Source organism: Lysinibacillus sp. FSL L8-0126, assembly GCF_038630385.1.
GTDB lineage: Bacteria > Bacillota > Bacilli > Bacillales_A > Planococcaceae > Lysinibacillus > Lysinibacillus fusiformis_D.
Window position 1 is genome coordinate 3,173,713 of the sequence record NZ_CP152028.1, and the last position, 24,340, is coordinate 3,198,052.

At 37.9% G+C, this 24,340-nt stretch carries 25 protein-coding genes and 2 other annotated features; of the genes, 19 read left to right on the forward strand and 6 right to left on the reverse strand.

Annotated elements, in window-relative coordinates; all coding sequences use genetic code 11:
- Positions 1-2: 2 nt before the first annotated feature.
- The 3 genes from ispG to MHI34_RS15505 form a co-directional block, all read right to left on the reverse strand.
- Positions 3-1,109 carry a flavodoxin-dependent (E)-4-hydroxy-3-methylbut-2-enyl-diphosphate synthase gene (gene ispG / locus MHI34_RS15495; RefSeq protein ID WP_170829863.1) on the reverse strand — a complete coding sequence of 369 codons (1,107 nt, stop codon included), beginning with the start codon at positions 1,107-1,109 and terminating at the stop codon, positions 3-5.
- A 105-nt stretch (positions 1,110-1,214) separates the two neighbouring features.
- Positions 1,215-1,559: a hypothetical protein gene (locus MHI34_RS15500; RefSeq protein ID WP_340811678.1), complete on the reverse strand. Its 345-nt coding sequence runs from the start codon at positions 1,557-1,559 to the stop codon at positions 1,215-1,217.
- Between the two features lie 52 nt (positions 1,560-1,611).
- Positions 1,612-2,130 (reverse strand): DUF1189 family protein, encoded by a 519-nt coding sequence (locus tag MHI34_RS15505; RefSeq protein ID WP_036120327.1) that lies wholly within the window; start codon positions 2,128-2,130, stop codon positions 1,612-1,614.
- 194 nt (positions 2,131-2,324) lie between these two features.
- On the opposite strand from MHI34_RS15505, the gene MHI34_RS15510 reads away from it, so the two are divergent.
- The 6 genes from MHI34_RS15510 (at position 2,325) to MHI34_RS15535 (ending at position 9,555) form a co-directional block, all read left to right on the forward strand.
- Positions 2,325-3,956 (forward strand): Na/Pi cotransporter family protein, encoded by a 1,632-nt coding sequence (locus MHI34_RS15510; RefSeq protein ID WP_036120325.1) that lies wholly within the window; start codon positions 2,325-2,327, stop codon positions 3,954-3,956.
- A 67-nt stretch (positions 3,957-4,023) separates the two neighbouring features.
- Positions 4,024-4,503 carry a DUF456 domain-containing protein gene (locus tag MHI34_RS15515; protein ID WP_058844800.1) on the forward strand — a complete coding sequence of 160 codons (480 nt, stop codon included), beginning with the start codon at positions 4,024-4,026 and terminating at the stop codon, positions 4,501-4,503.
- A gap of 175 nt (positions 4,504-4,678) precedes the next feature.
- On the forward strand, positions 4,679-5,284 hold the full coding sequence (locus MHI34_RS15520; protein ID WP_036120319.1) for a superoxide dismutase: 606 nt from the start codon (positions 4,679-4,681) through the stop codon (positions 5,282-5,284).
- A gap of 237 nt (positions 5,285-5,521) precedes the next feature.
- The gene (locus tag MHI34_RS15525; protein WP_342503612.1) at positions 5,522-7,726 is read left to right on the forward strand and encodes a penicillin-binding protein 2; all 2,205 of its coding nucleotides are present in this window, start codon (positions 5,522-5,524) and stop codon (positions 7,724-7,726) included.
- A 483-nt stretch (positions 7,727-8,209) separates the two neighbouring features.
- The gene (locus MHI34_RS15530) at positions 8,210-8,716 is read left to right on the forward strand and encodes a helix-turn-helix domain-containing protein (protein WP_342503613.1); all 507 of its coding nucleotides are present in this window, start codon (positions 8,210-8,212) and stop codon (positions 8,714-8,716) included.
- The gene (locus MHI34_RS15535; protein ID WP_342504471.1) at positions 8,701-9,555 is read left to right on the forward strand and encodes an IS3 family transposase; all 855 of its coding nucleotides are present in this window, start codon (positions 8,701-8,703) and stop codon (positions 9,553-9,555) included. Before MHI34_RS15530 ends, MHI34_RS15535 begins: the two co-directional genes overlap by 16 nt.
- A gap of 210 nt (positions 9,556-9,765) precedes the next feature.
- Here the strand turns inward: MHI34_RS15535 and MHI34_RS15540 are convergent, their stop codons facing one another.
- Complete coding sequence (locus MHI34_RS15540; RefSeq protein WP_058844127.1) at positions 9,766-9,957, reverse strand: hypothetical protein; 192 nt, start codon at positions 9,955-9,957, stop codon at positions 9,766-9,768.
- A 531-nt stretch (positions 9,958-10,488) separates the two neighbouring features.
- Here MHI34_RS15540 and MHI34_RS15545 point away from each other — a divergent pair.
- The 9 genes from MHI34_RS15545 to MHI34_RS15585 all read left to right on the forward strand — a co-directional run bounded on the left by MHI34_RS15545 (position 10,489) and on the right by MHI34_RS15585 (position 19,562).
- On the forward strand, positions 10,489-11,463 hold the full coding sequence (locus tag MHI34_RS15545) for a PstS family phosphate ABC transporter substrate-binding protein (protein WP_036120305.1): 975 nt from the start codon (positions 10,489-10,491) through the stop codon (positions 11,461-11,463).
- A gap of 64 nt (positions 11,464-11,527) precedes the next feature.
- A complete protein-coding gene (pstC, locus tag MHI34_RS15550; RefSeq protein WP_036120302.1) occupies positions 11,528-12,475 on the forward strand; it encodes a phosphate ABC transporter permease subunit PstC in 948 nt (315 codons plus the stop codon).
- Position 12,476: 1 nt separating this feature from the next.
- Positions 12,477-13,355, forward strand: a complete 879-nt coding sequence (gene pstA / locus MHI34_RS15555; RefSeq protein WP_036120300.1) for a phosphate ABC transporter permease PstA — start codon at positions 12,477-12,479, stop codon at positions 13,353-13,355.
- A 60-nt stretch (positions 13,356-13,415) separates the two neighbouring features.
- On the forward strand, positions 13,416-14,201 hold the full coding sequence (gene pstB / locus MHI34_RS15560) for a phosphate ABC transporter ATP-binding protein PstB (protein WP_230593777.1): 786 nt from the start codon (positions 13,416-13,418) through the stop codon (positions 14,199-14,201).
- Between the two features lie 13 nt (positions 14,202-14,214).
- On the forward strand, positions 14,215-14,874 hold the full coding sequence (gene phoU, locus MHI34_RS15565) for a phosphate signaling complex protein PhoU (RefSeq protein ID WP_036120292.1): 660 nt from the start codon (positions 14,215-14,217) through the stop codon (positions 14,872-14,874).
- Positions 14,875-15,050: 176 nt separating this feature from the next.
- Positions 15,051-15,923: a hypothetical protein gene (locus tag MHI34_RS15570; protein ID WP_058844129.1), complete on the forward strand. Its 873-nt coding sequence runs from the start codon at positions 15,051-15,053 to the stop codon at positions 15,921-15,923.
- Positions 15,924-15,999: 76 nt separating this feature from the next.
- Positions 16,000-17,070 (forward strand): mechanosensitive ion channel family protein, encoded by a 1,071-nt coding sequence (locus MHI34_RS15575; RefSeq protein WP_036120260.1) that lies wholly within the window; start codon positions 16,000-16,002, stop codon positions 17,068-17,070.
- Positions 17,071-17,109: 39 nt separating this feature from the next.
- Positions 17,110-17,321: a binding site (T-box leader), on the forward strand.
- Between the two features lie 286 nt (positions 17,322-17,607).
- Entirely contained in the window at positions 17,608-18,993 is a 1,386-nt protein-coding gene (gene trpE / locus MHI34_RS15580) for an anthranilate synthase component I (RefSeq protein WP_342503614.1), read from the forward strand.
- Positions 18,990-19,562 (forward strand): aminodeoxychorismate/anthranilate synthase component II, encoded by a 573-nt coding sequence (locus MHI34_RS15585; RefSeq protein ID WP_036120254.1) that lies wholly within the window; start codon positions 18,990-18,992, stop codon positions 19,560-19,562. The genes trpE and MHI34_RS15585 overlap by 4 nt, the downstream gene beginning before the upstream one ends.
- A gap of 45 nt (positions 19,563-19,607) precedes the next feature.
- Here the strand turns inward: MHI34_RS15585 and MHI34_RS15590 are convergent, their stop codons facing one another.
- The gene (locus MHI34_RS15590; RefSeq protein ID WP_342504472.1) at positions 19,608-20,090 is read right to left on the reverse strand and encodes a hypothetical protein; all 483 of its coding nucleotides are present in this window, start codon (positions 20,088-20,090) and stop codon (positions 19,608-19,610) included.
- A 3-nt stretch (positions 20,091-20,093) separates the two neighbouring features.
- The gene (locus tag MHI34_RS15595; protein WP_342504473.1) at positions 20,094-20,546 is read right to left on the reverse strand and encodes a hypothetical protein; all 453 of its coding nucleotides are present in this window, start codon (positions 20,544-20,546) and stop codon (positions 20,094-20,096) included.
- Positions 20,547-20,696: 150 nt separating this feature from the next.
- On the opposite strand from MHI34_RS15595, the gene rpmG reads away from it, so the two are divergent.
- The 4 genes from rpmG (at position 20,697) to MHI34_RS15615 (ending at position 23,921) form a co-directional block, all read left to right on the forward strand.
- Entirely contained in the window at positions 20,697-20,846 is a 150-nt protein-coding gene (rpmG, locus tag MHI34_RS15600) for a 50S ribosomal protein L33 (RefSeq protein ID WP_008408521.1), read from the forward strand.
- A gap of 103 nt (positions 20,847-20,949) precedes the next feature.
- Positions 20,950-21,543, forward strand: coding sequence for a 5-formyltetrahydrofolate cyclo-ligase (locus MHI34_RS15605; protein WP_036120249.1), 594 nt, complete (start codon positions 20,950-20,952; stop codon positions 21,541-21,543).
- Positions 21,536-21,745, forward strand: coding sequence for a YqgQ family protein (locus MHI34_RS15610; RefSeq protein ID WP_036120247.1), 210 nt, complete (start codon positions 21,536-21,538; stop codon positions 21,743-21,745). Before MHI34_RS15605 ends, MHI34_RS15610 begins: the two co-directional genes overlap by 8 nt.
- A 280-nt stretch (positions 21,746-22,025) precedes the next feature.
- Entirely contained in the window at positions 22,026-23,921 is a 1,896-nt protein-coding gene (locus tag MHI34_RS15615) for an LTA synthase family protein (protein ID WP_271910317.1), read from the forward strand.
- A gap of 125 nt (positions 23,922-24,046) precedes the next feature.
- Positions 24,047-24,287: a binding site (T-box leader), on the forward strand.
- Positions 24,288-24,340: the final 53 nt, after the last annotated feature.

The following is a 24,340-nucleotide window of genomic DNA, read 5'->3' on the forward strand; positions in this document are numbered from 1 at the left end:
CCTTAAGCATTCGCTTTTTGTGCTGCTTCTGCTGCTTGCTTTTCTTCCATTTCTGCTGCTAATTTATCAATTTCTTTTTTCAGTTCTTCCACCATCGTTTCTTCAGGTACTTTACGAACTGTTTTTCCCTTCATGAAAAGTAAGCCTTCACCACGAGCACCAGCAATTCCGATATCCGCTTCTCGTGCTTCACCTGGACCGTTTACGGCACAGCCCAACACAGCTACTTTTAAAGGAACCTTTAATTTTGAAATATATTCTTCCACTTCATTTGCGATCGAAATTAAATCAATTTCAATGCGCCCACATGTAGGACAAGAAATAAGTGTGGCCATATTAGAGGCTAGACCAAATGATTTTAATAATTCTCTTGCTACTTTTATTTCTTCTACAGGGTCAGCTGAAAGGGAGATACGCAATGTGTTCCCAATGCCTTTTGAAAGGATGGCTCCAAGACCAGCTGCTGATTTTACTGTACCAGCAAACAGTGTCCCTGATTCTGTAATCCCTAAATGAAGCGGGTAATTAAAGGCTTTCGCCGCCTTTTCATAAGCTTCAATAGCAAGATTAACATCAGATGCCTTCATTGACACGATAATATCGTGGAAGTCCAAGTCTTCCAAAATTTTAATATGGTGTAGAGCTGATTCAACCATACCATCAGCTGTAGGATAGCCGTATTTTTCTAAAATATGACGCTCTAATGAGCCGGCATTAACACCAATACGAATGGGGATACCTTTCGCTTTGGCAGCATTAACAACAGCTTCCACTTTTTCTTTACGGCCAATATTACCTGGGTTAATACGTACTTTATCAATACCATTTTCAATGGCTTTTAATGCTAATCTATAGTCAAAATGAATATCAGCTACTAATGGAATATGAATACGTTTTTTAATTTCGGCAATCGCATCCGCTGCACGCTCATCTGGTACAGCAACACGAACAACCTGACAGCCCGCTTCCTCAAGACGAAGAATTTCCGCAACTGTTGCTTCTACATCATGTGTTTTGGTTGTACACATACTTTGAATGAATAATTCATTACTACCACCAATTGTTAAGTTACCGACACGTACGGGACGCGTATTTGAACGGTGACAAATTTCACTCATTAACTTTCTCTCCTTTTCGGGCCACTATTTTCAGCCGTCACTGTCATTTATTTTAGCAGTGTAGGAAAATAAGGACAAGGAAGAAACGCTAACTTTTCATTTTCCACATTTGTTTTCAAGCTCAAACGACAGTGGAAGCTTGATATTTTCACCTGGAATGAGAGCTTGTAATTGTAAGTGTGGGTTTAAGTTGTAAAAAAGTTGTAAGCGCTCTGGAAAGGTCATAGGAACTTTTGCAGGATGTAGGGCAAATAAACTATGGATAGTGTCACCTTCAATCGTTTGTACTGTAATATAATTTGGCTCACGCTGTTTTTCACAAAGAGTATTTTCTGTATTTTTGGTAGATAAAGCTGCCAGTGGGATAGATCCTTCGGTTAAATCTACTTTGACGACAAAGGCGATCACAATGATGATGGCTGTTAAGATGAATGCGCGCAAAAAATCCCCTCCTTTTCTACACTATATTGAGAAGAGAGGGGATTCATGCACATTATTTTGTAATTGGTTGTTTTGGATATTTTGTAAAGGCCACAATTAATAGAGTAATGGTTAACAATAAAGAGAATACAGTGATAATGGTACTGTTAATTGGTAAATAGTCTGCTAGCATTGACAGCAAAGTTGCCCAAGTGATGGCAAAGGTAGCTGTTCGCCAGATGTGACGATATTCACCTCGACGCTTCATTGCCTTTAAGATAAATAAACCAGCTAAAGCATAGAGAGCAATTTGTGCAAATATGAGCATGGTTGTCACAACAAAAAGCATGAGGAAGGTGAATGGATATAAGAGCCATTTAATGCCTTCTATATATTCCGTTAAACCAGTTAAACTATCCATATCAAATGTATCAACAGACATACCTGCTGCAAAGCGACCTAAAGAAAATACGGACACAATGGTAATGAGTAGAAAAGTATATTGAATAACCTTTCCAATAGGTAATAAACGATAGGCTGCTAGTTTTTTAGGATGAATGAGACTATCGATAAAAAGCTGTGAGTGTTTCATACTATATCTCCTCCAATCGATATTTTAACATGTTCAAAGAGGACAGGATATGAAAGAAGTATAAATGAAGAGGAACTAGATGATAAAATGTTAACATTATGTAAAGAAGTTAAAGGATTTCTTTACTTTTTGTTGGTAATCATTTAATGATTACAAATAGAGTAGTAGAGATGTAGGAATTGGAGCGAAAACAATTGACAATAGATTGGCAAAGCATACTCTTTCAATTTTTAGGTGGGTTAGGGGTATTTTTATTTTCCATTAAATTTATGGGTGATGGACTTCAGAAATCAGCGGATGATCGATTACGTGAATGGTTAAACCGCTTTACTACAAACCCGATTATGGGTGTCTTAGTGGGTATATTTGTAACGATTTGTATTCAGTCAAGTTCTGCAACAACAGTCATAACTGTAGGTTTAGTGAGTGCTGGTTTTTTAACATTGCGTCAAGCCATTGGCGTCATCATGGGGGCAAATATCGGTACAACCATTACAGCATTTATTATTGGCATTAATATTGGTATCTATTTTTACCCTTTGTTGGCAATCGGTGCAGGTTGTTTGTTTTTCTTGAAAAAAGCAACGTATCAACATATTGGCCAGATTCTTTTTGGCTTTGGTGGTTTATTTTTAGGGCTAGAGCTAATGAGTGCAAGTATGCAGGCACTACATCAATTGGCAGACTTTGCATCATTAACGCTTCATTTAAGTAATCAACCGATTTTAGGCATATTTTTAGGAACCGTATTCACATTATTGGTGCAAAGTTCTACTGCGACGGTTGGTGTGCTGCAAGGGTTATATGCTGAACATTTAATTGGTTTAAATAGTGCATTACCTATTTTGTTTGGTGAAAATATTGGCACGACCATTACAGCGGTATTAGCTTCCCTTGGTGCTTCTATTTATGCAAAGCGTGCAGCTGCCGCACATGTCCTTTTTAATGTCATCGGTACGATCATTTTCATGCTATTCTTTACACCATTTATACAGTTTGTCCAGTGGGTAAGTGAGTTATTTCATTTAGAGCCTCGCATGCAAATTGCTCTTGCACATGGTTCATTCAACGTATTTAATATGATGATTCAACTTCCATTTATCGCTGGACTTGCAACATTAGTTACGAAGTTGCTGCCAGGAAATGACGGTCATATCAATGTGACAACTAAGCATCTGGACCCATCCTTTATTGATTCCTCTCCTGCCATTGCCCTTGGTCAAGCGAAAGAGGAAGTGTTACGAATGGGTGAACATGCATTGCGAGGGCTGGAAGAAACGTTTTTATATATGAAAACGGGGGAAGCAGAACATATTCCAACGGTTTTGCAATTAGAGGTCGGCCTCAATCATCTCGACAATGAAATTACGGATTATTTAGTCATGGTGTCTAAGCAGCCGCTATCTCGAGCAGACTCAGTAAGACACCATACCTTATTAACAAATGTGCGAGATTTTGAACGGATTGGAGACCATTTTGAAAATATATTAGAGCTTCTACAATACAAAGATCATCATGAAGTGAGTTTAAGTAAATCAGCACGACAAGATTTAATTGGTATGTTTAGTTTAGCCATTGAAGCAGTACGGAAAAGCATTGAAGCTTTAGATACGGCGAGCTTAAGTTTAGCTCAGGAGGTAACGGAGCTAGAAAGCTTAATAGATGATATGGAAGATAAACTCCGTCAAAAACATATCGCTCGCTTGAACACTAATGAATGCAGTGGAGCAGCGGGAATTGTTTATATGGATATTGTAAGCAATCTAGAACGTATAGGAGACCATGCAGTAAACATTGCCGACTCGATTTTAGGCATTCGTCATTAGCGAGATGAAACTTTTCACTTTGTTATTCCGTATGAAAGGCAATGCACGGTAAAAGGAGAGAAACTTTATGGAAGTTATTGGCTGGATCTTAGTGATTGCCTGCTTTATTATTTCGTTTATTGGTTTAGTGTATCCGATTATTCCGGGTGTACTATTTTTAGTTGGCGGATTTTTGCTTTATGGTGTATTTTTCTCATTCGCAGAGCTGAGCTGGTGGTTCTGGGTGATTGAAATCCTATTTGTAGTGCTATTATTTGGTGCCGATACAGTGGCAAATGCGTTCGGTATTAAAAAGTTTGGTGGTTCTAACGCAGGAATGTGGGGAAGTACTATCGGTTTATTAATTGGTCCATTTGTTATTCCCGTTGCAGGGATATTAATTGGTCCATTTTTAGGCGCTGTGATTGCAGAACTTATTGTTGAGAAACGTACCTTTAATGAGGCTGTGAAAAGTGGTGTGGGCTCTCTAATAGGCTTTTTAACATCTACCATTGCAAAGGCTGTCATTCAAATCGTGATGATTATTGTATTTTTTATCGCGATTTAATGCTTCACTTTTAAGGTTTAGTGTTTATGATGAAAGGGTAAGATAGTAAACGTATTGATATTTCAGTCAAAAGGCTGAAATCTTCAATTTGAAGTATTTTTCATTGAATGGTTTGACCAATTTTGATAATCTAAGGATGTACTATTTATTTCTTATTTTAGGGAGGAACTTAACAATGGCTTACGAATTACCACAATTAACTTACGCTTATGATGCATTAGAACCACATATCGATGCAAAAACAATGGAAATTCACCATTCTAAACACCACAATACTTATGTAACAAACTTAAACGCAGCAGTAGAAGGTACTGAATTTGCAGAAAAGAACATTAACGACTTAATCGCAAACCTTGACGCTCTTCCAGCTGACAAACAAACTGCTGTACGCAACAACGGTGGCGGACATGCTAACCATACATTATTCTGGGAAGTTATCGCTCCAGGCGGTTCAAATACACCAGTTGGCGAAGTAGCAAAAGCAATCGATGCTAAATTCGGTTCTTTCGATGCTTTCAAAGAAGAATTTGCTAAAGCTGCTACAACTCGCTTCGGTTCTGGTTGGGCTTGGTTAATCGTTGATGGTGACTCAGTGGCTGTTACGTCTACTCCTAACCAAGACTCTCCAGTAATGGAAGGTAAAACTCCAATTCTAGGCTTAGATGTTTGGGAACATGCATATTACTTAAACTACCAAAACCGTCGTCCAGATTACATCGGTTCTTTCTGGAATGTAGTAAACTGGGACGTAGTAGAAGCTAAATTCCAAGCTGCAAAATAATGATGAATCTTCGGCTATGCCAAAGGTGAGTAATCACCAAGGCATAGCCTTTTTTATTGGATAGAAAAGTAAGCGTGAGGGAAAGTATAAAAAAAAGCAACCTTTCCTCAGAAAGTGCCGTCAAATAAATGATGTTTTACATAAGATTTCGTAAGTGCGTGCTTTTCTGTCATACCTTCGAATGGTATACTAAGTATCGTGTATTGAAATGATCAGAAGATGAGGAGGGGAATACATATGCGCAAAGCACCCGGAAAAAATCGCGCGGCGAGTGTTAAAGCAAAACATCATTCTAATTTAACATTTCGTATGAATATCCTTTTCTTTGCAATATTTATCGTATTTTCAATGTTAATTTTTAGACTGGGTTATATGCAAATCGTCAAAGGGGAAGAGTATGTACGACTTTTAGAGAGTAAAGAGGAAGTTCCTGTTAATACAAGTGTGCCAAGGGGCCGCATGTATGATCGTTACGGGCGTATTTTAGTCGATAATCACCCTGAAAATGCCATTACCTATACGAAAATGCAAACGACTACAACAGATGAAATGCTAAATATAGCTGAAAAGCTGGCGCAATTAATTGAACAACCAACAAAACGCGTCACATTGCGTGATAAACAAGATTTTTGGATTATCAAAAATCATGATGCGGCTTATGAAAAAGTGACAAAGGCAGAAGAAGCTAAAATTCGAGCGAAAGAAAATATTACGACAAGTCAAATCAATGCAGAGATTGATAAACTAGTACGTGAACGCATTACGAATGAAGAACTTTTGCAATTGTCAGAGAAAGATTTAGAAGTATTAGCAATCTTTAGAGAGATGACATCTGGTTATAATTTATCACCTCAAATTATAAAAAGTGAAGATGTCTCGGCAGAAGAATTTGCACGTGTCTCCGAGCGTTTAACGGAACTGCCAGGAGTTAACACAACGACAGATTGGAAACGCGTAAAATTATCTTCTCTATCGATTCTTGGTCGTACAACGGTCCCAACAAAAGGGATACCAAAAGAGAAGCTGAATTATTATTTAGCCCGTGATTATTCACGAAATGATCGAGTAGGGGAAAGTTATATCGAAGCTCAATATGAAGAGCTACTACAAGGTCAAAAAACAGTTGTCAAAAATATTACCAATAAAAAAGGGCAGGTCGTCGATACGGTGACAACCTATGAAGGTGAACCAGGTAAAGACTTAATCCTGTCAATGGATAGTGAGCTACAGGCGGAAACAGAGAAAATTTTGGAAGAAGAGCTGCTTAACCTAAAAGCACTCCCAGGCTCGTATTTATTAGATCGCGCCTTCTTAATCATGATGGACCCGAATACAGGGGATGTCCTATCCATGACTGGTAAGAAAATAGAAAAAAATCCTGAGACAGGGAAAAATGAAGTCATTGACTATGCATATGGATCATTTACAACAGCTTATGAGGCAGGTTCATCTGTAAAGGCAGCAACTGTTCTTACTGGATACAATCAAGGTGTTATATCGATGGGTACTTCTATGGGAGATGAGCCTATTGTATTAGCTGGTACAGACCCTAAAACGTCTATTTTTAACCGTAGTGGATATATTCCAATGGATGATTTAATGGCTTTAGAACGTTCTTCCAACTCCTATATGTTTAAGATTGCGTTGCTGCTTAATGGAACACCTTATAGCTATGGTATGCCATTACGCTTAAAGGACGATACGTTCCCAAGAATGCGTAATAATTATGCGCAATTTGGTTTAGGTGTGAAAACAGGCATTGATTTACCAAATGAATTTAGTGGGGTGCGTGGTCCATCAGGTGCAACGATGGGAGGGAAAACGCTTGACTTGGCCATTGGTCAGTATGACACTTATACACCTCTGCAATTAGCACAATATATTTCAACAGTTGCCAATGGTGGCTATCGTATTCAGCCACATGTCGTGAAAGAGGTTCGTGATCCATCTCAAGATGGTAAACAATTAGGCCAGTTAGTAACAGAAGTAGGACCAACTATTTTGAATCAAATTGATAATTCCAAAGAAGAGATCGATTATGTAAAGCAAGGATTGCGTCGTGTATACACTGGTAAACACGGTACAGCACGAGCTCAATTTGCGGATATTCCATATACAGCTGCTGGGAAAACAGGGACAGCAGAGGTAGTTTATTATGGTCCATTACGAGAGTACTATGGTACAAACACGATTAACTTAACACATGTCGGTTTTGCACCATATGAAAACCCTGAAATTGCCTATGCAGTTGTTATCCCATGGGTTAATACAAACTTAGCTCCACACTACTATCAAAATAATGTCATTGCTAGACGTGCTTTAGACAAGTATTTTGAATTAAAAGCAAAATATCAAGCTGAAAAAGTGACAGATAGCAATGTAAAACAACCAATTTTACCTGCCGTTACACAAGAGAAAATTGGTGAGGATGAGCAACAATAAGAAAACCGCTAGGCATGAGAATGCCTAGCGGTTTCATGTTGTTGAAAAAAGGTAATGTCAACGGCATAATAAGCAATTTTGTAAGGCGAGGGGTTGATTTCCGTTCCGCCAGCGTCCTTTCCAGGGGGCGTCTGATGAGCCGCTTCACTCACTGCGTTCGCTCCAGGGTCTCCTCTGTGACGCTAAATCCCCTAAGAGTGACGCTGGCTCCACTCCAATCAACCATTCTGCAAAAGTGTCTTTTCCTGAACAAAATAGCCCATTATTTATATTATAAGAGAGGATAGCCTCTTATTTTCAATGTGGAGAAGTGATGTGTGACAACACCCCACCATAAAAGAGTAGTGAATACCTTCACTTTTTTGCTAAAAAGTGAACATTTTTATTTTATGGATTGGAGTGGAAGGCTACTTGACTCCCGTGGGAATAGTGAGCTGCACCCAAAATATTGGACTTAAAAATCTACTATAGGGGGTGCAGGTAGTGATTTCTGATGAACAAAAATTAGCCGCAGTTCTAGCTTACTTTGAAGAAAAAGAAAGTACGTATCAGATTGCCAATCGATTACAGAGGGATCGACAGTACATTCGATTATGGATTGAATTATATCGATATCATGGCATCGAAGGAATTATTCGTCCTCAAGGGTTCACGAATTATGAAGATTCTTTTAAAATAAAAGTAATTCAACACCTGATAGAGACAGGCGATTCGCTTTTACAGACCGCAGCGAAGTTTAACATTCCTTCTCGTGAAACCATTCGAAGATGGAAAGTACAGTGGATGTCAACAGCTGGTGAGGTGCTCTATCAAGTAGAAAAGGAGCGCCAATCAATGCCAAAAAAACAACCAGCTTCGTCCGATTTAAATGAAAAAACAACGGAAGAGTTAAAAGCGGAAATTGAGTATTTACGGATGGAAAATGCCTATTTAAAAAAGTTGAAAGCCTTAGTTCAAGAAAAGGATGCCTTCAAATCCAAGAAAAAGTAAGAGCTGTCTATGAGCTAAGGTTGGATTTTCCTCTTCAAGCTCTATTAAAAGTCGCGAAACTTAAGAAAAGTACGTATTATTATCATCTCCAAAAATGGGTAAAACCAGATAAATATCAGGCGATCAAAGAACGAATTCAGACGCTTTTTCATTACCATAAGGGGCGTTATGGCTATCGTCGTATTTGTTTAGCCCTCCGAAATGAAGGGTTTTTCATCAACCATAAAACGGTCCAACGATTGATGCAAGAATTGGGCTTAAAAGGGACGGTACGCCCTAAAAAATACCGTTCGTATAAAGGGACAGTCGGCTATGTCGCAGAGAATGTCATCCAACGTGATTTTGAAGCCACTGCACCCAATCAGAAATGGGTAACCGATGTAACGGAGTTTAAAATAAACGGTCAAAAAATCTATGTATCGGCTATATTAGATTTATTCAATCGAGAAATCGTTGGATATGAGGTATCAAAATCACCTAATTTTGAGTTAGTCCAACAGTCTTTGAAAATGGCGTTTACGTATACACAGCTATCAGAAAAGAGTGGCTTAATCATCCATTCTGATCAAGGATGGTTATATCAAATACCACGTTTTAAAGCGTTATTGGCCACTTATGAAATCAAGCAAAGTATGTCACGGAAAGGGAATTGTTTAGATAATGCCGTGATAGAAAGCTTTTTTGGCATTATGAAATCAGAATTTCTATACGCAACAACGTTTAAGAACTACGAAGCATTCAAAAAAGCGTTAGTAGACTATATCCACTACTACAATCATGAACGGATAAAAATAAAACTCAACGGAAAAAGTCCAGTTGAGTTTCGAAGAGTTTCTTAAAAGTTCAAATTTTTGGGGTCAGTTCATAGCGAGACAGGCGAGCCCCTGCACGGAGGAAGCGGCTCGGCGCTCGCCCACAGGAAAGCAAGTAGCCTGCAACGGAAACCCTTTTTCACCTTTCACATAAATTCTATGGATGGTTTTGTTTTTCAACACTATGAAACCGCTAAGCATGAGAATGCCTAGCGGTTTTTTCTATTAAAGCAAGCTTTACACAGATAATTGCTGAATAGCCAATTCAAACTGCTCTCTTGGCTTTACCCCATAAAGCTCTATATTGTGATAGAAATAAGAAGCTATCATAAAATCGATCGCCTCCTGAAGTGAATATTCCCGATGTTCCATTACTAGTAATAGATAGGTTTTAAAATAATCGGCATTTTGTACTTTTGCATGTTTCATGACAAAGGTCAAACTCTCCTCATCCATTAGCCTCAACGTGATTGTCGCTGATGCTTCGTTTTTGCTCAGAAAACAATACGTCTAGATTTTTTCGTGCCTGCCATTTGTAACAATCACTGGAAACTTTATTTCGGTGCAGTGGACGTTTGAACACCTGCTAAAAAGCAAAACAAGTATTGATCTCCCGCGATTAAGGAGGGGGCCTTCAACACTGCATCAACATAAAATATTTCCTGACACAAGTGCTTATTATAGCATCTTTCCTATAGGAAGCAAGTAGAAGAAGACCCTCGCGCCTTAAGATAGTGAAATGAATGAGGGGGGGTCTCTTTTCGTTAGGTGTCGAATCATCTACTCTCAGGACGCCATGTTACCGTGACGATTGTAAATGCGTCTTTACAATCGTTTACAAAGCATTACATTCATTTACATCTCTTTTACGAACCGTTTATACGACTTCAACAATCAGTCATTATAGTAAAGATTGTAAGACAAATAACTATAAAACAGTTCACGACGGAGGCAAATGAGATGAAAAAGTGGAAGTACTTAACGATGACAGCAGTAATGGGTTCTGCATTAATGCTAGGTGCATGTGGTAGCGATTCTGCACAAAATGGAAACAATGCAGAAACGAACGCACCAGCTAGTTCAGGACAAGAAGCTGCTGATGAAAAGCTACAAGGATCTGTAGCTGGAGATGGCTCATCAACAGTAGCACCAATCATTGAGGCAGTTGTTGAAGAGTATGCAGGCGCACAACCAGATGTCAAAGTATCAGTGGGGGTTTCTGGTACTGGTGGTGGTTTTGAAAAATTCATCGCAGGTGAAACAGACTTTTCAAATGCATCTCGTAATATAAAAGATGAAGAGAAATCGAAATTAGAAGAAGCGGGTATTGATTTTACAGAGCTAGCTTTAGCATATGACGGTTTATCTGTAGTGGTGAACCCAGAAAATGATTGGGCAAAGGATTTAACAGTAGAACAATTACAAAAAATTTGGGTTGAAGATGGAAAAGAGAAAAAATGGTCTGATATTGATCCATCATGGCCAGATGAAAAAATCGTTTACTATTCACCAGGTACTGATTCAGGCACATACGATTACTTCGATGAAGTCATTTTAGATGGTGCGGATCTAGTAAGCTCAGCAACATTATCAGAGGATGATAATATGCTAGTGCAAGGTGTAGCTGGTGACAAAAACGCAATCGGTTTCTTCGGCTATGCTTACTATCTTGAAAATAAAGATAAATTAAACATTGTCAAAGTAAATGGTGTTGAACCAACAAATGAAACAATAGAGGGTGGCGAATATACACCACTTTCACGCCCACTATTCACTTACGTGAAAAATAGTGCTATGAAAGATAATGAAGCAGCATATGACTTCATTCAATTTACACTTGAAAATGCAGGCGATATGGCTGAGGCAGTTGGCTATGTTCGTTTACCAGAAGAAAAATATACTGAAGGCTTAAAAACTTTAGAAGGCTTAAAATAAGTAGACATGCATAGAGGGAAAGAGATGTATGCTCTTTCCCTCACTTATTTGAAAGGAGCTCCCAATGGTTTCTCAAAAGGAAAATAAGACATCATCTGTGCAGCAATTAATTGCAAATTCTCGCAATCAAAAAACAAAGAAAATAGTGGAAAAAGCAATGCCAGCTCTATTATTTTCTGCCGCTATTATTTCGATTTTAACAACGTTTGGCATTGTTTTCACCCTTATTTTTGAAACGTTTGAGTTCTTTAAACGTGTGTCGATTACGGATTTCCTATTTGGGACAAAGTGGTTACCGTTTTCAGGAAATGAACCGTTATTTGGAATTTTGCCATTAATCGCAGGTACATTAAAAGTGACACTTATTGCAGTTGTAGTAGCCGTACCATTTGGAATTGCTTCAGCTATCTATTTAAGTGAATATGCAAGTGAGAAAACACGACGTACAGTGAAACCGATTTTAGAGGTATTAGCAGGTGTACCAACAATCGTCTATGGTTTCTTTGCATTAACGTTTGTCACACCTGTTTTACAAGAAATTGTACCTGGACTCAAATTATTTAATGCATTAAGTCCTGGGATTGTTGTAGGTATCATGATTTTACCTATGATTACATCTCTATCAGAGGATGCGATGTCATCCGTACCAAATAGTATGCGTGAAGGAGCTTTAGCTCTAGGTGCGACGAAATTTGAGGTAGCTATTAAAGTAGTATTACCAGCTGCACTATCGGGAATTATTGCTTCAATCGTGTTAGCTATTTCCCGGGCAATTGGAGAAACAATGATTGTTTCACTTGCTGGAGGATCTACACCGAAATTTGATTTAAATGTAACGGATTCCATTCAAACAATGACGGCGTACATTGTACAAGTTTCAACAGGTGATGCAGGTTATGGTACAACAATCTACTACTCTATCTATTCAGTAGGATTTACATTATTTATCTTTACACTAATCATGAATTTACTTGCTCACTATATTTCGAAACGCTTCAGGGAGGTTTACTAGCATGCGCTATATGGATGACACGGTCGTCATGAAACGATTGACCAAGCGTATTACATTTAATAAAGTTTGGAAAACCTTATTTTTCTTAGCAACTATGTTTGCGCTTGTGACTTTAGCTATTTTGTTATATCGCATAGTGTCACAGGGAATTGGTTATTTAAATATCGATTTCTTAACTAATTTTGCATCACGATTTGCAGATAAGGCAGGGATTAAAGCTGCCTTAATTGGGTCACTGTGGTTAATGGCAGTTGTTGCGCCAGTATCTATTATTTTAGGTGTAGGTACTGCGATTTATTTAGAGGAGTATGCTAAGAAAAATAGAATTAACGACTTTATTCGAATGAACATATCGAATCTAGCAGGTGTACCTTCCATCGTTTTTGGATTACTTGGATTAACAATTTTTGTCCGTATGATGGGGCTAGGCAAAAGTATTTTAGCCGCAGGGTTTACGATGAGTTTATTAATATTGCCTGTTATCATTGTAGCTGCACAGGAGGCTATTCGTGCCGTACCAAATGAACAAAGAGAAGCATCATATGGTATGGGTGCAACGAAATGGCAAACCATTTTACGCGTGGTGCTACCAGCTGCCATTCCGGGTATTTTAACAGGAAGTATTTTAGCCATGTCTCGTGCCATTGGAGAAACAGCTCCACTTGTTGTCATCGGGATTCCAGTTATTCTACAGTTTTTACCGAATAGTTTATTAAGTCAATTCACTGCATTACCGATGCAAATTTATGATTGGGCAAAGCGACCACAAGAAGCCTTTCAGTATGTGGCGGCCGCAGGTATTTTAGTGCTTATGACGGTTCTGCTATTAATGAACTCTATTGCTATCTTTATACGAAATAAATTCCAAAAACGTTATTAATGAGGTGACCTTATGGTGCTAGATTTAAAAGAGGAAAAAACGATTGTCAAGTTGAATCAAATGGCAACTAAGTCTTCAGATGATAGAGCGAAGAAGATTGTCTACGATACACGAAACTTAAATTTATGGTATGGTGATCACCATGGTTTAAAAGATATTAATTTAAGTATTTATGAAAATGAAGTAACGGCTATTATTGGGCCATCTGGCTGTGGTAAATCTACGTATCTAAAAACATTAAATAGAATGGTAGAACTTGTACCAAGCGTTCGAACATCAGGTGAAATCGTCTATCGTGAGCGAAATATTTTAGATAAAAGCTATACAGTAGAGGAATTAAGGACACGTGTAGGGATGGTGTTCCAAAAGCCGAACCCATTCCCAAAATCTATTTATGATAATATTGCCTATGGACCAAGAATCCATGGGATTAAAAATAAAAAGATTTTGGATGAGATTGTGGAGAAGTCACTAAGAGGGGCAGCGATTTGGGATGAGGTAAAAGATCGTTTAAATCAAAATGCCTATGGGTTATCGGGTGGTCAGCAACAGCGTATTTGTATTGCACGTTGCTTAGCGATTGAACCAGATGTCATCTTAATGGATGAGCCAACATCTGCTTTGGACCCAATTTCTACGTTAAAGGTGGAAGAGCTTGTGCAAGAGCTGAAAAAAGATTATTCCATCATCATCGTGACACATAATATGCAGCAAGCGGCTCGTATTTCTGATCGCACAGCATTCTTCCTAAGTGGAGAGGTTGTTGAATACGATAAAACAGATATTATTTTCCAAACACCAGCGGATCAACGCACAGAAGATTATATTTCAGGACGTTTCGGCTAAGGAGGAGCAATAGATGGTAGTTCGTGAGCGTTTTGAACAAGAGTTACAAGAGGTACAGGGTCAATTTATTGCCCTTGCCAACAGCAGTATTCTAGCACTACAAACGGCTTTTGAAGCATTAGTAGAGCAGGACTTAGAAAAAGCCTTGAAAATTTTAGAAGATGATTTAGTCATTAATCGTCTTGAAGAGGAAATTAATGACCATGTGATTTTAATGATTGCTAAGCAACAACCAGTGGCAACAGATTTGCGTCGCCTTATGGTCCTTGTAAAAGCAGCAGCAGATATGGAAAGAGTGGGCGACTATGCGGTTAATATTGCTAAGGAAGCGATTCGAATTGGCAAAGAACCAATAGTGTTTCCGATAACCAATCTACAAACGATGTGTAATAAAACAGTCGAAATGCTAGAGAGTATCATGAAGGCCTTTACAGAGGAAGATACGGTACGTGCCAAAGAAATCGCAGAATTAGATGATTATGTAGACGATTTATACGGGGCAACAATTACACTTTTACTTCGCGCGGGTGTAGAAAATCCTGCACATATTTCGCAGATAACCCATCTCACATTTATTTGCCGATATCTAGAACGCTCTGCCGATCATGCGACAAATATTGCAGAACATCTATTTTACTTAGTCAAAGGCAAGCATTATGAATTAAATAATTAATGAGGAAGAGCTACTTTTAGCTCTTCTTTTCATTTGGATAAAAAAATTTTATGTAGCAGCAACATTGTCTTTTTCCCTAGCGTCTTTATAACGAGCACTATTGTATTGTCAAAAATTTTTTTTGGCTATACTATAGACATTATCCGAAAAATGTGATGCTTAGGAGGTGCTGCTACGTGAAAGATGCAATCGAAACATTCATTGAGCAATTTGACCAGCAGATGTCAAACGAACAACTAGACTATTTACGTTTTCTCTATAAAAACTTACATTTAGAGGAGTTAAGTGAAGGAGAACAACATTATTTTATCGACTATTTTTTCAAGAGCGAGCCATTACGAAATATGGCAGCATTTGCACTAGAATTGGCAGATATTATGCATGAAATTCGAGAAAATATCCCTGCTATTGAAAAAGCTGAACGCTTAGCAAACGGCCATGAGCAATACCTATATTATGAACGAAAATGGTCAGAGCTGAGACGTCAAAAGCTCAAGCAACAGACAACAAAAAGTGGTAATATTTTTTATGTGCCATTTCATGAATATCAACAGGAACCTGGGCCTATGATTATTTGTTTAGAACAAACGACGGGGATGGCTGCTTACTCTGATCTTTGTAAAAGTATGATTTTACCGTTATTTATGAATGCTCATCGTGAAGGTCGCGATTTATATATTGTTCCATATGATCGTCAAATTCATGTTCACTATCGCTTTGAAAATGGTCATTTAAATTTAGCTGATTTTAAGAGTTTTATCGAATATAAGGCACAAGGAGAAGCCGCAATATTGCCTGTTTTACAGTTTGTTAAAGCATTACTACAGGAAAATCAACTCGATGCTGAAGCGGATGTCATTATTTTTACAGAAGGAGCGCCTATTGATGGACAGCATCTCGTAACTAAACAAGCAAGAACGATGCTAGAGGAAATGAAGCGGAAATACCATGCTGAATTTTCAGTGATCGCCATGCACGAACATAATTTTAATAAACAGCAGTTTTGGTTTGCCAATAAGGCTTTTTTTGCGGATGATGCTATACAATAAAAAAATAGGGGCTAACCGTTTCTGAAGGTTTGCTCCTTTTTGGTGGAGATACATAGGTTTTTTAAAGGAGAAATACATGGATTCATTACTTTGGTTATTACCTAAATTTACAGTCCCAACTTGGATGGATGTCTTGATTGCCGCCATTATTTGTTTAGTTGGTTGGCTTATTCAACGTTTCATCATAAAAAAAATCATTCATTGTGTAGTGACTTTTTTAAGAAATCGCCAGCGGAAATTCCAGGCGAATGTACTTGCCCAATTCAGTAAAGCAATTGGCTATGCATTTATGACGACAGTCATTGTCCTGAGTTTATCTTATTTAATAGAAGTTCCTTTATTTACACATAAATCAACGAAAAATTTTGTATTGTCAATTCTGGTGTTTTTTGCGTTTAAAGGGATTTATGATGTATTAAATTTTTATACGAAACAACCATTCGAATTAACGAGTGAAGAGGATCAGAATGTCTTATTACCGTTTTTTCTACGAATCGGTAAAGTAATCATTATGATTTTTGCTATGTTCACGATTGCTTCGTTTTGGGATTTTAACCTCAATGGCTTTTTAACAGGGATCGGTTTAACTGGTGTGGCGATTGCCTTTGGGATTCGTGATACTTTAGCACATGTATTTGGTGGTATGTCTGTCGCGTTGGATAATCCATTCCAAATAGGAGATTGGATCGCAACGGAAGATCAAAAAATTGAAGGCACAATTGAAGATATCAATCTGCGAAGTACCTTAATTCAAACAGGGGATAAGGGGCTTGTCTATGTGCCGAATTCCTATTTAGTCAACCGCCCTATTTATAATTTATCAAAACGAGAAAAACGGAAATGTGAGCAATTTATCTATGTAGCAGCCGAAAATGAGGAGGACCATTTACGTAGTGCTTTAACAGCCATTCATAAGGAAATTTATTTGCATGCCAAAACGGAGAAAGAGATGATCCATGTTTTTATTGATGAATTTCATCATGATTCATATCGTGTACTTGTTCGTTTCTTTATTGCTACAAATGATACAGCTGTTATGCTAGAAGTGCGTCAGGATATTTTATTTGCTATTCGTCAAATAATGGAGGAGTTATCCATTACGTTAGCTACCCCTTACGAGGATGACAGTCTACGAAATAAAAAATAAATTGAATTGTGAGATAGTTTGCATTACAATATAACTTACAAATCAGCGTTGATGAAGAGTAGTAGCTATTTAAATTTGTCATAGAGAGCTAGTGGTTGGTGGAAACTAGTACAAATGAATGGTGAATGGACTTCGGAGCTCTAATCCTGAACGACAGTAGGGATTAGCGTATGCCTACGTTATAAGGCTTCAAGAGGGTCTTCTAGATTGGAGACCAATGAAGGTGGCACCACGGCTTTTCCGTCCTTTTGTGATGGAAAGGCCTTTTTTTATCTTGATTCAGTCATGTTTTTGTCTGAAAGTGAAGCGTGAGGTGCAGAAATTTTCCTCTTGTGTAGGGGAGATAGATGCTTGTTTTACTTTTTTAGCAGATTCAAACACCCGCTGAAGCAAGAGAAAGCCCCTCCATCGGATGTCACAGATTTTGAAGAGCTGCTATGTTAGTAACTTGAAAAAATCTGAACACACATACGCTGAGGAGGAGGCGATAGATAGGTGTAGAAGAGCAGAGAAGAGCTTAGAGAAGGAGAGAAGAGTATGACAGTTGAGCTTAGAAAGTATGCCATGAAAGTATTACAGGGGGATATGATGACCCCTATCTCTGTGTATCAATCACTGAGCGGGCAGCATAAAATGTTGTTCGAATCATCAGCCAAGCATGAGGAAAGTGGGCGATATTCCTTTATCGCCATCAATCCAGTGGCTGAATTGAAAGGGAACAAGGAAGAATTCATCTTTTCAAGAGGAATGGAAAAGGACACAATTAGTGGGAATGTGCTCGATCAATTAAAGCAAGTTATGCCATTTCATGAGGAGAACTATCCATTCGCCTTTTTTGGTGGGATCATAGGTTTCTTTGGCTATGAAACAGCTTTTTATACAGAAAAAATCGGAAACTATTTACAGGATGATTTAGCCATGCCTGATGTGCATGTTTTTTTCTATGATACCTTTATTGTTTTTGATCATGTAACGCAGGAAATCACACTAGCCTCGATTGATCTATTTCAGGAGGGGCGTTCAATAGAGGAGATGGAGGCTGCTATTGCGACAATAGAGCAACAGCTTTGTGCAGGTACGACCTTTGAGGCATTGAAGGTAGATGAACTACATTTTACACCAATGATGTCAAAGGAGCGATTTGTTTCTTTGGTGGAACGTGCTAAGCAGCATATTTTAAGAGGAGATATTTTTCAAATCGTATTATCACAACGCTTTTCAGCACCGTTCACAGGTTCACCATTCTCACTTTATCGTCAATTACGCACGTCGAATCCGTCACCCTATATGTTCTATATGGATTTTGGATCCTATGTTATTTTAGGAACATCTCCGGAAAGTCTGGTAAAGGTAAAAAATCGTCAGGTGACAACCAATCCAATAGCTGGTACAAAGCCGCGTGGCGCGACAACAGAACAGGATGAAGCAATTGCAAATGCTCTATTAGCAGATGAAAAGGAAATAGCGGAGCATCGTATGTTAGTAGATTTAGGTCGCAATGATCTTGGACGCATTGCCAAAGTCGGTTCTGTAAAGCTAATGAACTACATGAATATTGAACGGTATAAATATGTGATGCATATGGTGTCAGAGGTAATGGCAGAATTACGAGACGACCTCCATGTTCTGGATGTACTGCGTGCTTGTCTACCAGCTGGGACTGTGTCAGGAGCACCTAAAATTCGAGCCATGCAACTGATTAATGAATTGGAACCAGTGAAGCGGGGCGTGTACGCGGGAGCGGTGGGCTATATTTCAACAACAGGTGATATGGACTTAGCACTCGCTATTCGGACAATGCTCATTAAGGATCAAAAAGCCCATGTACAGGCAGGGGCGGGAATTGTTTATGACTCCATCCCATTGTCGGAATACGAGGAAACGCTCAATAAAGCCCGTGCGCTATTGGAGGTCAAAAAATGATTTTATTAATCGATAATTATGATTCCTTTACTTATAACCTATTTCAACAAATCAGCGTGCTGGGAAAAAACGTTAAAGTCGTGCGAAATGATGCTATTACAATAGAAGAAATTCAAGAAATGTCGCCTGAAGCCATCATTTTATCTCCTGGACCAGGAACACCTGCTGAAGCAGGTATCACGGTAGCTGTCATCAAGGAACTGTATCAAAATTTCCCCATTTTAGGTATATGCCTTGGCCATCAATCGATTGGGCAGGCTTTTGGCTCCAATATTGTGCAGGCCCAAAATATTATGCATGGAAAGCTGTCACCATTACAATACGAGCAAACAGGTTTATTTAAGCGAATAAAGGGTGATATTGAAGTAATGCGTTATCATTCTTTAATTATTGAAGCAAGGACATTGCATAAGGATTTTAACATAATTGCAACAGCCGGTGATGATGGGGAGATTATGGCCATTCAACATAAGAATTATCCTCTTTATGGTCTGCAGTTTCACCCAGAATCAATCGGCACAAAAGAAGGCAATATCATGATGCAAGCCTTCCTCGATAGTATAGCTTAATGGCCGCAAAAAAGCTGTCGTCTAATGTGACGACAGCTTTTTAGGTTACTGCTTTTTGCCTGTAATTAACTTAGCAATTTCTTCTAAAGACATGGAAGAATTGACTTCATAGGAGCCGATTTGTAAGCTGCGGGCATATTTTGCGTTAGCGAGTAGTAACTCCATTTCAACACTATTGGTAATAATGCCGCCGTCTTCAAGCTTTTGTGCCACAATATAGGGTGTGATTCCACTGTATAATTGCAATGTCAACTTTGTCACATCACCGTTTGTTTCTTCAACGGCTTGTTCATCAGAATCTGTCGTAGACGTTTCTTCTGTTGTATGTACTGGCTTTAATTGTCCCTTTAACGAGGCAATTTCTTGGTTGGCCTTGTTTAGCTTATCTTGCAGTTGTTCTACCTGTTGCAGATTGCCAGCTTCTTTAGTAGGGAGACCAATATTTACATCAAAGCGACTGGAGAGTGCTAGCAAAGCTCCGACAAGAAAAATGGCAATGCCAAATGCGCGGATGGCGGACTTGTTCATCACTTATCGACCTCCATTTGCAATGACTTGACGAACTTGCTCTTCTGTTAAATTAGAACGAATACTGATATCAGCTACAGAAAGACCTTGTTTATTTAATTCGAGCACCTGACTAACAATAATTTGATGAATCGGTTTGACTTGGGTTGTCGTTTGTGCAATTTTTGACGCTTGTGCAGCCTGTTGAACAGCTTGCATGACTTGTTGAACTTTAGGGTTTTGTCCTTTTTGACTCGGAGCTGATGTTGATTTCACTTGGAATTCAGGCTCTAATAAAAGTTCTTCCTCGACAATTTTTAGGCGACGCTTTAAATTATTTGTTTCTTGGAAGATCGAGATGGATAATTCTTCGACATCTTTTTCGATTTTTTTCGAGCTATTTTTGAAAAAGAACGATAGGATGACTAAAATTATGCCGATACTCATTAGTAAGATGGATAAATCCAATAGTTTCACCTCAATGTAGTATGTAATTATAAGATATTTTACCATATGCAAACTTAATATGAAATGAAGGTAGATTTTTTTTCAGTTTATGTTATAATAGGTTAGTCGTATAAATCATGCTCAAATTTTAATTCTTGATATAGAGTGGGAGGGTTAATGATGCGCGTAAACATTACTTTAGCTTGCACAGATTGCGGCGAACGTAACTACATTTCTAAAAAGAACAAGCGTAACAATCCAGAGCGTCTTGAACTTAAAAAATATTGCTCTCGCGAGAAGAAATACACTCTTCACCGTGAAACTAAGTAATCGCTCATTAAGCCAAAACCACAAGTGGTTTTGGCTTTCTACATTTTATGAAATCATTTCGGGTATAAGGATACGAAGTATGATGATATAGGAGGTAGCCTGGATGGATAAAACAACATTACGAAATAAGATGCGACAAGCTCTTGCGACAATGACTGATGAAGCTTATCAATATCAATCATTAGCTATCGTAAAAAAGGTGCTACAGGAATCATATATAATAGAAGCAAATATAATTGGCATGACCATTTCAAATAAGCCAGAAGTCGACACCATTCTTTTAATTGAAGAATTATGGCGACTTGGTAAAAAGGTCGCTGTTCCGAAATGTCATCCAAAAACAAGAGCAATGTCATTTTACATTATTGATTCATTTGCCCAGCTTGAAACTGTATATATGCATTTGCGTGAGCCTATTCCAGCAAGATGTGAGTTAGTTGACGCAAATGACATGGATGTCATCCTTGTGCCTGGCGTTGTTTTTGACCGTAATGGCTATCGAATCGGCTATGGCGGTGGTTATTATGACCGCTATGTATTAAACTATAAAAAAGGGAAGCTGATGTCGCTGCTCTTTGATGAGCAAATCATTGATTGTGTCCCAGCCGAGGAGCATGATTGCCCAGTAGACATCATTATGACACCGACAGAACGTATTGATTGTCTAGCACAACGAGGAGCGAGCGAAAATGGATAAAATGTTAGATATTTATGAACTTTTGAAAACATATGGTACTTTTATTTATACACGTGATCCCATTGGCGATTTGATGTTAATGGAGGATGAAATACGTGAGCTCTATAAAGCAAATGTACTAGACATAAAAGACTATCAAATGGCATTGTTACTCATTCGACAAGAAACAACAAAACTTCGTATGGAAGAAAATAAAAAGTAATGTTTAAAATATAATGTAATGGAGTATTGTGAAAATAATGTAACAAGTATGTAATATTCTTAAAAACAGTGGATTTCCGCTGTTTTTATGTTTTTAAGAAACTTTTTACATTCCAAAACGTATATATAGATGTCTGGTGCATAAAAAGAGCGCGGAGAAAAAAATTTCCAAAAGATATGTGTTGATTATCTGTTAAAAAAGGATTAAGATATATTTTGTTTCCGTAACAAAATGTAAAAAATTATTATTTTTTTGTAAGGAAGTAGGGAGGATGTTAGGAATGAAATCAATAAAGTGGCCTAAACATTCATTTATGATACTAGCAATTATAGCAACATGGATCAAAACGGTCATTGTTTACCACACAAGCTTTGAGATGAAAATTGAAAATGCAATGCAACAATTTATTTTGTTTATTAATCCATTAAGCTTCTTGCTATTTACGTATGGTTTATCACTATTCTTTAAATCAGCAAAAGCTAGAAATCGTTATCTGATTACGGTCAGCGTTATTTTATCCATTGTTTTATACGGAAATGTAGCGTTCTATCGATTCTACAATGACTTTATTACGCTACCAGTATTATTCCAAACAAGTAATTTCAGTGACTTAGGAACATCAGTAGCAGCCATTGTTGAGCCATGGGATGTATTATATTTCGTTGATGTCGTTATTTTAATCTTAGCGAATAAATTTTTACCGAAAATGAAAGAAGCATTTAAAGTGAATATTGAATTCCGACGTGCATTTTTTGTATTAGCAGTCGCAATTTCATTTTTAAACTTAGGATTAGCTGAAACAGAGCGTCCACAATTATTAACACGTAGTTTTGACCGCGAATTATTAGTAAAAAATATTGGTACGTACAATTACCATTTGTATGATATTTATATTCAAACTAAATCATCTGCTCAGCGTGCATTAGCGGATGGCAGTGAATTAGTTGAAGTAAACAACTATGTGCGTTCTAATCAGGCTGCCGTTAATCCAGAGATGTTTGGGAAATATAAAGGTCGCAACTTAATTGTTGTGTCGATGGAGTCTTTACAAAACTTTGTCATCAATAATGATATGAATGGTCATGAAATTACGCCATTCTTGAACTCTTTAACAAAAGATAAAGATACGTATTATTTCAGTAACTTCTATCACCAAACAGGCTTAGGAAAAACATCTGACTCAGAGTTTATTGTTGAAAACTCATTGTTTGGATTAGGTCGTGGTGCTGTATTCTTCACGCATGGTGGAAATACGTATAATTCAATGGCTGAACGCCTTGGAGAAAATGGCTACTTTACAAATGTCATGCACCCGAATAATAAATCATTCTGGAACCGTGATATCATGTATCAATCGTTAAAAATTAATAAATTCTACGATATAGATTCATATACGGTTGAAGAAGGGCAAGCTGTCAACTGGGGTATGAAAGATACACCATTCTTAGAGCAATCTGCTGCTTTAATGAAAGACATGCCACAGCCATTCTATTCAAGATTAATTACGTTAACGAACCACTATCCATTCACTTTGGATCCTGAAGATATTATGATTCCTGAATATGATTCAAATTCAGGTACATTAAATCGTTACTTCCAGACAGTACGTTATATGGATGAAGCTTTAAAAGACTTCTTCCAAGAGTTAAAAGATCAAGGTGTTTATGATAACTCTATTATCGTAATGTATGGAGACCATTATGGTATTTCTGAAAACCATAATAAAGCGATGGCACAATATTTAGGAAAAGAACAAATTACACCAATGGACAATGCATTGCTTCAAGAAGTGCCTTTATTCATCCATATCCCAGGATCTGACGATGGTAAAGAAATGACAGAGATTTCAGGACAAATGGATTTACGTCCAACAATCTTACATCTTCTTGGCGTTGAAACGTCAAAAGACATGCAAATGGGTGCAGATTTATTCTCTCCAGAGCATGAGGATTTTGTTGTCTTCCGTGATGGACGCTTTATAACAGATAAATATGTTTATGCTGGAGAAGCTTGCTATGACAAAGCAACTGGTGAAGAAATAGATGGTGAGCCATGCCAGTCATATGCTGATCGTGCGACAATGGAGCTGGAAAATTCCGATGCTATCATAAATGGAGACCTGCTACGTTTCTATGATGAAAAGACAGGTAATTTAAAACAGGATTCCGTCAAATAACAAAAGAGAGATCTCAAGTTGAGGTCTCTCTTTTCTTTTTTGATTGACAAATTACTATAAGCAATTATAATAAATTTAAATATCTGCATAACGAAGATTTGTTTTTGCATTTCGGAGTATAAGAGTGAAAGGCATGGAAAAGAACGAGTAGCTTTAATCGAACTGACAGAGAGTAGCCGGTTGCTGAGAGGCGCAAGGGATATTAAAGTGAATACATCTTGGAGCTGCGTACCGAAATTTTAGTAGGCTACGACGGAGTTGCATCCGTAATCATTGCAAAAGTATCGCTATGGCTGTACTTATTGAGGAGGGCTGTGTGAATAGCTCTCGAAAAAAGGTGGTAACACGTTCATGAACGTCCTTAGGATTAGTCCTAAGGGCTTTTTTTATGCCTTTACAGCCCAAGTGTTTATCTTGAT